A 12,695-nucleotide genomic window follows, 5' to 3' on the forward strand; every position below is an offset into this window, starting at 1 on the left:
CCGCCGAACACAACTTGAGAAAAGCCCCCCAACATTGTTGGGGGGCTTTTCTCGTTTCACCCCAAAAACCTGTATCGGTCACAAGTTTCACCAGTCGCAGTCCGCCATGGCAATGAACCTGCCACGGAACGTGCCATGCGTGGTTAGGCTCGGAGGAGGTTCCCGGCGCGGAGAGCGCGGGCCCTCACCAACGCATGAGTGATGACTTTGGAGGCTTCGATGACCGATATTCTCGACCGCACCAAAATTTATGTCGACGGATCCTGGATCGAATCGGCAGGTAGCGGCCGTATCGACGTGCTGAATCCCGCAACTGAGGAAGTAATCGCTCAGGTCGCAGAAGGTACTGCAGACGACGTTGACGCCGCAGCGGTTGCGGCACGAAAAGCTTTTCCCGAGTGGTCGGCGTTGACCGGTGCTCAGCGCGCAGAGTACCTGTCCAAAGCTGCGGCGCTGATCGCCGAGCGAACCGACGAACTCGCTGCGCTGGTGTCTGCGGACATGGGTATGCCGCTGGGGTTCGCGAAGCCTGTACAGATCGGTATGCCGCTCGCGAACCTGAACGCGTTCGCGGAACTCGCACGAACCTACGACTTCGACGCTCATGAGGTTGGCAACTCGTTGATCGTCCGTGAGCCGGCCGGCGTTGTCGGCGCGATCACGCCCTGGAACTTCCCCTTGCATCAGGTGGTCCTGAAGGTTGGCGGCGCATTGGCAGCCGGCTGCACCGTTGTTCTCAAGCCAACCGAAGTTGCGCCTCTGATCACGTATGCGCTTGCCGATATTTTTGATGAAATCGGTTTGCCTGCAGGTGTATTCAACCTCGTGAGTGGCTACGGACCGGTTGTCGGTGAGGCAATTGCAGGCCACCCCGAGGTGGACATGGTCTCGTTCACAGGTTCTACGCGTGCGGGCAAGCGCGTTGCCATCGTAGCAGCAGACACTATCAAGCGGGTCTCACTCGAATTGGGTGGTAAGTCCGCAAACGTGATTCTCGATGACGCAGACCTCGAAAAGGCCGTCACGGATGGCGTCGCAAAGTGCTTCATAAACTCGGGCCAGACGTGTTCAGCGCTGACTCGTATGTTGGTTCCGGCGGAGAAGGTGGATGAGGCCGCTGCAATCGCTGCCGCGGTCGCCGCGCATTTCCCCGTGGGAGATCCGACGCAGCCCACTTCCGTGCTTGGGCCGTTGGTGAACGCGAATCAGCTCGGACGCGTTCGAGGGTACATCGAGAAGGGTGTGGCTGAGGGCGCCACAGCTGTAGTCGATGGCCGTGAAACTGGTTTGGCCAGTGGCTATTTTGTCGGGCCGACCGTTTTCTCCAATGTCACCGAGGACATGACGATTGCGCGCGAGGAGATTTTCGGGCCGGTCCTCTCGATCATGGGATACAAGGACGAAGCCGACGCAGTTCGGATCGCCAACGGTACCGAGTACGGTCTGGCCGGCGGTGTCTGGTCGGGTGATCCCGATCGGGCGGATCGCGTCGCACGGCAGTTGCGGGCGGGTCAGGTAGAGGTGAACGGCGGCGCATTCAACACGAATGCTCCGTTCGGTGGCTACAAGCAGTCGGGTATCGGACGCGAAGCTGGCACGTTCGGGCTCGAAGAGTTCCTCGAGATCAAGGCAATTCAGCGTTAGTCGGATGAAATGGCGATGCACCCGTACCTCCTGGTACGGGTGCATCGCCATTTCTGTACCTGGATCAGGATTTAGCGGCTTCCAAGTGTTGAGCCGAGACGTTTGCCAGGTGGGTGAGGTCGGAGGCAACCGTCGCGAAGGTGTAGCCCTCTCCGAGACGCTGCGCTGCTATCTGCCCGGCTGGGGTGTGGATTCCGGCGGCAACACCGGCCGCGGCAGCGGCTTCGCGGACCCGAGTGAGCGCAGCTTCGAATTCCTCGGACACATCCGGATCGTTGGAATGCTTGCCGCCGACGGCAATTCGTAGATCGGACGGGCCGACGTAGACGCCGTCCAATCCGGGCACTGCGCAGATTTCTTCGACGTTCGCCAGGCCTTGTGGTGTCTCGATCATCGCGAAGACAACTGTGTCGCGGTTCGCGTCGGCGGGGATAGGGCCGACCCGGAGTTGCGAGCGCATCGGTCCGTAGGAGCGAACGCCGAATGGCGGGTACTTGGCGGCAGCGACTGCAGCCGCGGCTTCTTCGGCGTTGTTGATCAGTGGAACTATGACGCCCACAGCGCCGGCGTCGAGAGCTCGCCCGATGGGAGTTGGATTGTTGGCTTCGACTCGGACCATGCCGACGGTGGACGGCGACGAGTCGATGGCGGTGAGCCCGGCGACCATTCCCGAGTAACCGATCAGACCGTGCTGCATGTCGAGTGCGATGTAGTCCCAGCCGACGTGTGCGATCCATTCGGTCGAGATCGGGCTGTCGATGACGGACCAGTAACCGAGGATGCGTTCGCGTCCGCGGATACGTGCGGCGAATTCCTGTGCAGACATAGCGGGGTCTCTCTTGGTGTTGGCGGGTATTTTTCAGCGGTTGTAGTTGGGCATGGGGCCGCGCAGTGCGGCTCCGACCAGATCGCATTCTTCGACGATCGTATTGTCGAGTGCGCCGCGCTGGAGTGCCGCGATGTTGGATTCCAGGTGTGTGACCTTCGATCCTCCCAGGAGTATCGGGCCGGTTGCCGGCTTACTGACGAGCCAGCGAAGAGCAAGTTCGGTCATAGCGATCCCGGCTTGTTCGGCGATTGTCGACAGTTGCGCGATGGCGTCGAAAATCTGTGTGTTCCAGTACCGCTCCTTGTACATCGACGCGAGGCGGGAGTCGCCGAATCGGCCGTCGGCGGGGTTTTCCTCGAAAGTATGACGCCCGGTGAGTAGTCCACCGCCGAGCGGGTTGTAGACCATGGTGGTCAGCCCGGTCACGTTCGCGAATTCTGCGTATTCTTCTTCGATCCGACGTGCGAGCAAGTTGTAGAGCTGTTGTGCGACGATCGGTCGCGGCGCACCCACTGTGTCTGCGGTGTAGTTGATTTCGCTGATTTGCCAGGCTGCGAAGTTGGAAACACCGAGAGCGCGTATCTTTCCTTCCGCAACCAGTTCGGCGACGGTCGTTAGTGTTTCGCTAAGCGATACCGCTCGATCCGGCTGATGGAGATAGAACAGGTCGACATAGTCGGTGTCGAGCCTGCGCAGGCTTCCTTCGATGCTTGCCCGGAGTCCCTGCGCCGAGAGTGGGCTGTTGTCACCGGCATCGGGGTGCGGCATTCCCGCCTTGGTGGCCAGAGTGACGGAATCGCGTCGGCCATGGAGGAGTTTCGACAGCATGCGCTCGGACTCACCGCCCGCATATCCGTTGGCGGTGTCGATGTGTGTGATGCCGGCGCCCAGTGCTGCGTCGAGCATCGAACCCGCACCCGAAATGTCGACGGTGTCTCCGAATGTCATGGTGCCCAGCACCAGTTTCGGAAGCTCGAGTGGGGCGGTCATCAGGCAACTCCTCGTGATTCGGTCTGCTTGGCCAGCAAGTTCTTGGACAGGGCTGCCACCACGTGCCGTGGTTTGATCCCGACCATGGTGGTGGGATCGAGGGCAGCGCTTCGTAGTGCGCGGGTGTACGGCTCGCGTGGGCTGGCGAGAACTGTTTCTGTGGAACCGGTTTCGACGATGGTTCCCTTCGACATCACGACTACGGTCTCGCTGATTTCTCGGACGACGCCCAAGTTGTGTGAGATGAAAACGTACGTCAGACCGGTATCGGCTTGGATTTCACGGAGGAGTTCGAGTACCTGTGCTTGCACCGAAACGTCGAGAGCGCTGGTGGCCTCGTCACACACCAGGATCTCGGGTCCGCTGGCAAGTGCGCGGGCTATGCCGATGCGTTGACGTTGCCCACCGGAGAACTCCGCCGGACGTCTATGCAATGCCGAGCTGGGTAATCCCACGCGGTCGACGAGCTCGGCCGCCGCTCTGGCGCGGTCCGCCTTGCTTCGGACGCCCTTGAGCCGCAGTGGTTCTCCGATGATGTCCTCGGCAGTCAGATGAGGGTCCAGCGATCCGTACGGATCTTGGAAGACCATCTGCACGCGGGAGCGGAAGGGGCGCAACGACTTCTCCGACAGCTGCGCGATGTCGGTGCCGTCGACGAGAATGCGTCCACTGGTCGGCGTGAGGAGTCGGACGATAGATCGAGCGATCGTCGACTTGCCACATCCGGATTCGCCGACGATGGCAAGGGTCTTACCCTTCTCCACCGAGAAGCTCACAGCATCCACGGCTCGGAATACCCCGTCGGGAACCGGATACTCGACAACGAGGTCTTCGACGGCAAGCAACGGACTGTTGTGTGTGCTCATGCCGAGGCTCCGATCTGTGTTGAACGCGTATCGGTGGCGGGGTCGCCGTCCCACGGTCCCAGGTGAGGTATCGCGTCGAGAAGCCTTTGTGTGTAGGCGCTTTGCGGTGCGTCGACGAGGACGTCGGCGCTGCCGGTCTCGACAAAACGTCCGTCCTTCATCACGTAGATGCGATCGGATACGAGTCGGGCAACTCCGAGGTCATGGGTGATGACCAGCATTCCGATTCCGGTGCGCTCCTGCAACTCGAGCAGTAGGTCCAGAATCCCGGCCTGCACGGTGACGTCCAATGCGCTGGTGGGTTCGTCGGCAACGATCAGTTCGGGGCCGGCGGCAAGTGCGCCGGCGATCAGGACACGCTGCAACATTCCACCCGACAGCTGATGTGGGTACTTGTCGAGTTGCTGATCCGGATACGGAATGCGCACCTGTTCGAGCAGTTCCACTGCCCGCTCGATTTGCTGTCTCTTGGCAGTCACGCCGCTGTGGCGCACGGCTTCTCGAAGCTGACTGCCGATGGTGTGGACGGGACTCAGTGCCGTCATCGGATCCTGGGGAATGAGGGCGATGTGTCGTCCACGAATGTCGTTCAAGATCTTCGTGTTTCCGAGAATATCCTGGCCCTTGAACGCGGCCTTCCCGGAGAGGACGGCAAGATCGTCCGGAAGCAGCCCTAGGATTCCCATAGCTGTCGTCGACTTGCCCGAGCCGGATTCACCGATGATGGTGACGGTTTCACCGGCATCGATGCAGAAGGACACGCCGTCGACGGCTCGGATTACGCCATTGGCAGTGACAAGTTCGATCTGGAGGTCGTCGACCCGAAGTAGATTTCCCATGTCTCACGCCTTCGCTTTCTGGGCGCTGCCACGCCCGAACAGGCTTGCGCCCAGTCGTTTCGATCCTGTCGGCCGATCGCGCAGGCCGTCGCCGAGTAGGTTCACTCCGACCACCAGCAGCACGATCATCAGGCCTGTCAGCGTCACGATCCACCATGAGGTGGTGATGTAGTCCTGACCGTCGGCGATGATTCGGCCCCATGTCGCGAACGGACGTTGTGGTCCCGCGCCGAGGTAGCTCAACGAGCTTTCCAGTAGGACGGCCTGGGCGAGGAGCAACAGCACGACAAGCGACGCCTGCTTGACGATGTTCGGGATTACGTGGCGGACGAGGATGGCCATGCGGGTCAGGCCCAGGACTCTGGCTGCTGCTACATAGGGCTTTTCGCGTTCGACGAGCACCAAGGAACGGGTCAGTCGGGCGACTTCGGGCCACTGCGCGATTGCGATGACAAACGTGATCACGGGAATGGACGGACCGAACAGCGCGACGACAAGAAGAAGCATCATCAACAGAGGAAGGGACAGCTGTGCCTCGAGCAAGCGCGAGATGACCGTGTCGACCCAACCGCCGAAGTAGCCTGCGGCAGAACCTGCGACGACGCCGATGATGCCGGACACGACGACGGCGAGAATGCCGATTGTCAGAGACACCTGCCCACCGTGCAGGATTCGCGAGAGTAGGTCGCGTCCAAGCTGGTCGGTGCCGAACAGGTGGCCCTCGCTGAGCGGAGGCAACCGTCGCTGGCTCAGGTTGGTTTGATTCGGATCTGCCAGCGGCAGCAGGCCGGCGAGCGCGACGGGGAGAATCACCAGGAGTGCGCAGATCGAGCCGGCCCAGATCTTGACGCGGCTGTCTCGCTTACGACGTGTGGCTCCGGCGCGAGCGAAATCTGCCTCGGTGACTGCGCTGGGGCGCGGTGTTGTGGGAGGTTCCAAGACTGTGGTCATCAGTTGGCGCCCTTTCCGAGGCGTACCCGTGGGTCCAGGAGGGGATAGAGGAGGTCCACTGCGAGTTGTACGAGTACCGCAAGGACTGCGGTGACGAGTACGGTCGCTTGGATCAGTGGGTAGTCGCGTGTCTCGAGCGCGCGCACCACCAGTGAGCCGACACCAGGCCAGGCGAAGACGACCTCGACGACTACGACGCCGTTGAGCATGCCGGCAAATCTGGTGCCCAGTGCGGTGACGATGGGAATCGCCGAATTACGCATGGCGTATCGCCAGGTGAGTTCGCGTTCCGATACTCCGCGTGATCGAGCGACGGTGATGTACGGAGAGGCGAAGGCCGAGACCATTTCGCGTCGAACCATCCGGGAGATCAACGCGATCTGGAGGATCGCGATAGTGACGGTGGGCAGGATCAACGACGGCCACGTGGTGAATCCGGCAGCCGGGAGCACGGGAATCAAGACCGCGAAGATCGTCACCAGCATCAGGCCGCTCCAGAACTCCGGCATGGACTGTCCGCCGACGGCCACGACGTTCGCGCCGAGTTCGCGTCGCGTGTCCGCGTGACGGGCCATCCACACGCCCAACGGAATCGAGAGCACGGCGGTCAGCAGAATAGAACTGACGGCCAGGGTGATGGTGTACGGAAGTCTGCCGAGGACAACGTCCATGGCCGGCGCCTGGAACGAGTACGACGTGCCGAGATTCAGGTGAAGGAGATCCCACAGGTAGATCAAGTACTGGGAGAACACGGACTTGTCCAAGCCCATGTCAGCGCGGATCTTAGCGAGATCTTCTGTACTCGCCAGCGGCCCGGCCAAAGCATAGGCAGGATCGCCCGGCGCCATGCGGATGAGGACGAACACTGTTGTGAGCGTGAGGAAGATCGTCAGTGCGCTCTGTGCCAAGCGTTTGAGCACGTATTTGAGTGTCGGGTTCATCTTTGTGCGACGACGCGGGGAAATTTCGCGTGCGGTTTGCGGTGTCGGAGCAGTGAGAGTCATCGCCTCAGGCCTCCAATCGGACGGCGCCGAGGTCGTAGGAGTTGATCGGGGTCAGTGAAACATTCTGAACGCGTGTGCGTTTCGCGAGCAGTGCGTTGGGGACAAAACTCCACAGGCAGGGCCAGGTGTTCCAGATGTCCTGCTGCGCGGCGTCGAGAAGAGCGGCACGCTGCGACGGATCCGGTTCGCTCGATGCGGCTTGGATCTTGGCGGTGATCTCGGGGAACGCGTACCCGTGATAGGTGTCGCGGGTTGCTTCCTTCTCGGCGGTTCCCGCATACATGCCCTGCAGCGTGGTCAGTGCAAGTCCAGTCTGGTTGCCGTAACCGTTGCCCAGCACATCCCAGTCCCCGGTCTTGCCCTGACGCCACGACGAGATGTCACCACCTGGCTCGAACTGCTGCAGTTTGACGCGAACACCCACTGCTTTCATCATCTCGAGTACCGATTCCATCACCGAAACGTCGTTGGTGAATTCTCCGGTTTCCCAGATGAAGGTGAGTTCCAGGTCATCGGCACCCTCGGCGGCGAGCATTTGCCGCGCTCTTTGTGGATCATATTGGTAAGTGCCGGTTTTCACGGCTCCGTCCAATGTCGACGGTGCAGGACCGGTGGCCGGGACCGCCGATCCGATCAGCACGTCACGGGCGAGCGACTCGCCGTCGATAGCGTAGGTCAGTGCCTCGCGGACGCGCGGATTAGCGAGTGGATGATCGGCGGGCTTGCGGAAGTTGAAGAACAGTTGGTTGATTCGAGTGCTCGGCACGGTATCGACCTGGACGCCAGGGAGGTCTGCGAGTTGTTCTGCGGAGTCCGGGCTGATCGAGTCGATGACGTCGACCTCACCGCTCCGCAGCGCAACCACTCGGCCGGCCTCTTCGGGGATGAAGCGAACTTGGACTCGACGAACACCGGGGGCTGGGCCCCAGTAGTTGTCGTTGGCGACCAGCGTGTAATCGCCGGTGCCACGATTCGATTCGCTGACGACGAACGGGCCGGAACCGACTCCGCTCTGCAATTCATTCGGTTCGTTGGCGGCCGCCGGCGTGATCAAGATATTCGACATGAGTGAGTCCAGCACCGGCACCGGGGATTTTGTTCGGAGAATGAACGTGCGGTCGTCGATCGGGACCACGGTAGGCCACTCCGGGAACTGAGGGGCGACAAACGATCCGCTGACCTGCTGGTACATCTCCATGGCCGTCGTGACGTCGTCGATGACCACGGGGGTGCCGTCGGAGTAGCGGATTCCCTCGCGGAGTCGAACTGTCCACTCGGTGGGGCCGGTCGACTCGAACCGATCGGCAAGAACCAGTTGTGGGGTCAGAGTGTCACCGATGCGGGTGAGTCCCTGCCGGACGCCGCGTTGAGCCGTGACTGCGGCGTCGAATTGGTTGAGTTTGTTGTCGAGACTGACCAGCGAACGGTTGAGTCCGAGCACGAGCGTGTCTTGGGTCGGTTTTCCGGTGGGACCGGCGCATGCGGCCGTCGAACCCAGCAGCGTTGCGCCACCGATCAGTCCCGTGAACTGCAAGAAGGAGCGCCGGGAGAGCTGTGGTGTTCGCAAACGAGAATTGGTCATCGGTGACCTTTCGATCCTGACGGGCAGCGTGGGGGCGACGCTCCGAGTGGATTGTTTGCGCACAATCGTGTCGGACTCTCGCTTGTAACTCAGCTCACAATGGCACTGTTGCGCACTTCGCGCAAGTCCCGTAACTTCATTTGCGTACTTCGCGCATCAATTGCGGGACTGTGCATACTCGATTCAGACCGAAAGGGGGTCGAGGTAGTCGATGAAACCACTGGTAGTAATCGCAGATGACCTGTCAGGCGCCGCGGAATCGGCCGCTGGATTTCTTGCCCGCAGTAGCTCTGTATCGCTCAGGCTGCGCCCCGGCACGCCGGACGGAAGCGATGTGACCGTCTTCGACCTGCATTCGCGTCGTTCCGATCTCGCTCAGGCCGCGCGCGACGTCCGTACTGTTCTGCAATCGGCCGCGGGCTTCGCTGTTGTGAAGAAGATCGACTCTCTACTCCGGGGCAACATAGCTGCCGAGGTTGCAGAACTTACGCGCGACGGATCGCCGGTCATTGTTGCCGCCGGACTCCCCACGCTGGGACGGACGGTCCGCGATGGCGTGCCACTTGTCGACGGTGTTCCGTTGCATAGCACTTCGTTGTGGCGCGCGGAGGCGACGCAACCCCCGCATTCGATCGCCGAAGTGCTCGGTGACTCGGTTCTCACTGCCGGCGTACCGCTGGTAGCCGTACGGTCGGAAGCGCTACCTCGGATACTCCAGGAGATCGCCGATTCCGAATCGGTTGCCGTCTGCGATGTAGAAACGGATGCAGACCTTGACATGATTGTGACTGCAGCGCAGAAGGTTCCGCGTTCCAGGCTGGTGGGAACTGCTGCGCTTACTGCGGCCGTCGCTCGAAGCTGGGCAGTGCAATCGTCGGATACTCCTGTGCAACTTCGTGCTTCGCGAAGCAGCTTGACGGTTGTGGGGACGGCGGACACCTCCGCAGCTGAGCAGGTGGCGTTGCTTCGGAATTCCGGTGTTCGGCACGTACTCGTGAACAGCGCTGACCTTCTATCGAATTCGGCTGAGCCGTCTACGATCCTGGAAGCCCTCGATGGCGGAAATGTTGTCGTTTCGGTTGGTGGGCCAGTCGTCCCGACGGAGGCTGCCCGCTTGGTATCTGCTCTGGCTGAACTGATCACGGCCGTAGATGTGAGTCTCGCGGGCCGCGAACACCCACTTGATCTAGTCCTCACCGGCGGCGAAACCGCACGCAGCGTTCTCGATCGACTGGGCATCGAGCATCTGTCGCCGGTATGCGAAATCGAATACGGTGCAGTACTTTCCATCGATCCGACGGGGCGCTACATCGTCACGCGGCCGGGCAGTTTCGGCGATGTACACAGTTTGCTTTCCATCACGGAGTTTCTCTCGCGCCCTGCATCGGTCGTGACTCCGCACAATCCACTTTCGGCAAATCCTTCAGACAACGAGGTCAACGTAATGCCCATCGAATCCGCACCACTGCCGCTGATCGCTGTCACCATGGGGGACGGGGCCGGCGTCGGGCCCGAAGTGATCGTTCCGGCGTTACTCGACGACGAAACAAGAAAGCGTTGCCGCCCAGTTGTTGTCGGCGACGCAAAACGCCTACGTCTGGCTGCTGAAGTACTCGGCATCGATGTCGACGTGGTCGCGGTCGACGAGATCAAGGATGCCGAATTCACGTCCGGACGGATCAACGTTATCGACCTTGACCTACTGCCGGAGGACTTGGCGTGGGGTGAACTGTCAGCCGTTGCCGGAGACGCCGCATATCAGTACATCCGTGTTGCAAGCGAACTCGCTGTCCGCGGTGAAGTTCAGTCGATCTGCACAGCGCCCCTGAACAAGGAGGCCCTACATGCAGCAGGTCATATCTTCCCGGGACACACGGAGTTGCTCGCGCACCTGACAGGTACCGAGGAAGTGTCGATGATGCTGTCGACGCCCAAACTCAAGGTCATCCACGTGACCACGCACATCGGGCTCCTGGACGCAGTTGCTCGGATCGAGCCCGGACTGGTCGAACGGACTATTCGTCGAGGTCACGAAGCCTTGGTGCGGACGGGAAATCCGGAACCGAAGATCGGAGTGTGTGGAATCAATCCGCACGCGGGAGAGAACGGGCTCTTCGGCTACGGGGAGGAAGAACAGAAGATCATTCCGGCCGTCGAACTGCTTAAAGCAGAGGGAATGGATGTGCACGGCCCGCTGCCCGCGGATACGGCATTCTTCCTGGCCGGCCGTGGCGACTACGACTTGATCGTAGCGATGTACCACGATCAGGGGCATGGTCCGGTCAAGGTTCTCGGAATCGAAGCGGGCGTCAACATCACCGTCGGTTTGCCTGTCATTCGTACATCGGTAGACCATGGAACCGCCTTCGATATCGCAGGTAAAGGCATAGCCGAGGCCGGTAGTATGGTCGAGGCGCTGCGACAGGCAGCCGAATTGGCAACCAGCACATTCGTTTCCAAGTAGGCGCGGAGTTTCGAAGGGGGAGCGATGGCCATCCGGGAATCGGAGGCGAGGCGATCGGAGATTGCGAGGCTCGCTCGCACCAGCGGTCTGGCCAGTGTCGAGGATCTGTCTGCTCAATTCGGGGTGACCGCGTCCACGATTCGCCGCGACCTGAGCCAGCTGACCGCGCAGGGGGTTATTGCCCGAACATACGGTGGCGCGATTGCTCTCAACCCTCATCCGGAATCCTCCTTGCGTCAACGCGCAATGGAGGGGTTCGAGGCCAAACGGGGAATTGCCGAGTGGGCTGCAGCGCAGGTCCGGCCTGGAGAGACCGTCCTCTTGGATGCCGGTACGACGGTGGGCGCGATGGGCGAGTTCTTACGTCACGTGACGAATTTGACGGTGATTGCTGCTGGCTTGACCGCGCTCGAAGCGCTCGCCGATGCCGAGGGTGTCCGAGTCGAATGCCTCGGCGGGACATTGAGGCAGCTCAGCCAGGGGTTTGTCGGGCCACTCGCTGAGGCATCGCTACAGCGGGTGTCCTTTGACAAGGCCTTTCTCGGTGCTGATGCCGTGACCGCTGACTTGGGTATTTGTGAAGCGGAGCTCGACCAGACGCGATTGAAGGAAATGATGATCGAGCGCGCCGGCGAGGTCTACATACTTGCGCACTCCGCCAAGCTCGGGGAACGGCCATTCCATGCGTGGGCCCCGATTCCTCCGGGGGCGGTGCTGGTCACCGATTCCGCAGTAGACGCACGGCAAGTCGCATTGTTCGAGGACGCCGGAATACGGGTCGAGATTGTGTGAGTTCGCCCTTCATCCTTCGGTGTCCGGCGTCACATTTGCGCAATTTCGGTGAATTGACGGTGATATGACGGGCTCTAGCTGCGGAAATGGCAAAAGCATTCGCCCTGACCAGGCGATTTGTTAAAGGCTTCGGCAGTCGCGTAACTTATTCCAAGTCAGAGCGACACGGACACCGACTCCCGCTTCACAGCGAGTGACACGAGGTTGTACGAAGTGCCTGGCCAAAATTCGAAGTAGTTTCCATCATGTATGGTTGTGCTTCAACCCCAGTTCTTTTTCACGATGTTCCGGTTTGCGCCGGTGACTTCGATGGGATAGGCTGGAAAAGTTGCCCCGGAGCGAGTGGCCTGATGGTCGCGGTGATGGTGTGCGCGTGTTCTTTGAGAACTCAACAGTGTGTCGATGAATGTCAGTGCCAAATTATTTTGGTACTTCACATGTCGAATGATGTTCCGGGCCTTCGGGTTTCGGTTCTGATGTTCGGGGTGTGAGTATTTTTCGTCGGTGATTGTTCATTCTTCCGTCTGAATGGTTGCCGACACATTTTTTGCTAGTTGAGTTTTTTTGCTAGTGATTTGACTCTTTTTGTCTATGACTGATTTAGCTTGCTTTCGGGTGAGCGATATCTAGAGTCTTCAACGGAGAGTTTGATCCTGGCTCAGGACGAACGCTGGCGGCGTGCTTAACACATGCAAGTCGAGCGGTAAGGCCTTTCGGGGTACACGAGCGGCGAA

General features: G+C 60.5%; 10 protein-coding genes and 1 rRNA gene. 4 read left to right on the forward strand and 7 right to left on the reverse strand.

Features of this window, described 5'->3' with window-relative positions; translation table 11 throughout:
- Nucleotides 1-219: 219 nt before the first annotated feature.
- The gene (locus FEZ60_RS30735) at nucleotides 220-1,644 is read left to right on the forward strand and encodes an aldehyde dehydrogenase family protein (RefSeq protein WP_045071553.1); all 1,425 of its coding nucleotides are present in this window, start codon (nucleotides 220-222) and stop codon (nucleotides 1,642-1,644) included.
- A gap of 64 nt (nucleotides 1,645-1,708) precedes the next feature.
- Here the strand turns inward: FEZ60_RS30735 and FEZ60_RS30740 are convergent, their stop codons facing one another.
- Genes FEZ60_RS30740 through FEZ60_RS30770 form a run of 7 tightly spaced genes read right to left on the reverse strand, consistent with a single transcriptional unit; the run spans nucleotide 1,709 to nucleotide 8,705 of the window.
- The gene (locus FEZ60_RS30740; RefSeq protein WP_045071539.1) at nucleotides 1,709-2,470 is read right to left on the reverse strand and encodes an aldolase/citrate lyase family protein; all 762 of its coding nucleotides are present in this window, start codon (nucleotides 2,468-2,470) and stop codon (nucleotides 1,709-1,711) included.
- A gap of 33 nt (nucleotides 2,471-2,503) precedes the next feature.
- Complete coding sequence (locus FEZ60_RS30745) at nucleotides 2,504-3,463, reverse strand: aldo/keto reductase (protein ID WP_172937823.1); 960 nt, start codon at nucleotides 3,461-3,463, stop codon at nucleotides 2,504-2,506.
- Nucleotides 3,463-4,329 carry an ATP-binding cassette domain-containing protein gene (locus tag FEZ60_RS30750; RefSeq protein ID WP_154883645.1) on the reverse strand — a complete coding sequence of 289 codons (867 nt, stop codon included), beginning with the start codon at nucleotides 4,327-4,329 and terminating at the stop codon, nucleotides 3,463-3,465. The genes FEZ60_RS30745 and FEZ60_RS30750 overlap by 1 nt, the downstream gene beginning before the upstream one ends.
- Nucleotides 4,326-5,168 (reverse strand): ABC transporter ATP-binding protein, encoded by an 843-nt coding sequence (locus FEZ60_RS30755; protein ID WP_172937824.1) that lies wholly within the window; start codon nucleotides 5,166-5,168, stop codon nucleotides 4,326-4,328. Before FEZ60_RS30755 ends, FEZ60_RS30750 begins: the two co-directional genes overlap by 4 nt.
- Nucleotides 5,169-5,171: 3 nt before the next feature.
- Nucleotides 5,172-6,119, reverse strand: a complete 948-nt coding sequence (locus tag FEZ60_RS30760; RefSeq protein WP_045071542.1) for an ABC transporter permease — start codon at nucleotides 6,117-6,119, stop codon at nucleotides 5,172-5,174.
- Entirely contained in the window at nucleotides 6,119-7,123 is a 1,005-nt protein-coding gene (locus FEZ60_RS30765; protein WP_172937825.1) for an ABC transporter permease, read from the reverse strand. Before FEZ60_RS30765 ends, FEZ60_RS30760 begins: the two co-directional genes overlap by 1 nt.
- 4 nt (nucleotides 7,124-7,127) lie before the next feature.
- The gene (locus FEZ60_RS30770; protein ID WP_172937826.1) at nucleotides 7,128-8,705 is read right to left on the reverse strand and encodes an ABC transporter substrate-binding protein; all 1,578 of its coding nucleotides are present in this window, start codon (nucleotides 8,703-8,705) and stop codon (nucleotides 7,128-7,130) included.
- 211 nt (nucleotides 8,706-8,916) lie between these two features.
- Here FEZ60_RS30770 and pdxA point away from each other — a divergent pair, with 211 nt between their 5' ends.
- From pdxA to FEZ60_RS30785, 3 genes are all read left to right on the forward strand, one after another.
- Nucleotides 8,917-11,169, forward strand: a complete 2,253-nt coding sequence (gene pdxA / locus FEZ60_RS30775) for a 4-hydroxythreonine-4-phosphate dehydrogenase PdxA (protein WP_172937827.1) — start codon at nucleotides 8,917-8,919, stop codon at nucleotides 11,167-11,169.
- 24 nt (nucleotides 11,170-11,193) lie between these two features.
- Nucleotides 11,194-11,961, forward strand: a complete 768-nt coding sequence (locus FEZ60_RS30780) for a DeoR/GlpR family DNA-binding transcription regulator (protein WP_045071550.1) — start codon at nucleotides 11,194-11,196, stop codon at nucleotides 11,959-11,961.
- A 635-nt stretch (nucleotides 11,962-12,596) separates the two neighbouring features.
- Nucleotides 12,597-12,695 (forward strand): 16S ribosomal RNA (locus FEZ60_RS30785); the annotation flags it as partial.

The sequence above is a fragment of the Rhodococcus sp. MS16 genome (genome assembly GCF_013277795.1).
In the GTDB taxonomy this organism is placed as follows: domain Bacteria; phylum Actinomycetota; class Actinomycetes; order Mycobacteriales; family Mycobacteriaceae; genus Rhodococcus_F; species Rhodococcus_F globerula.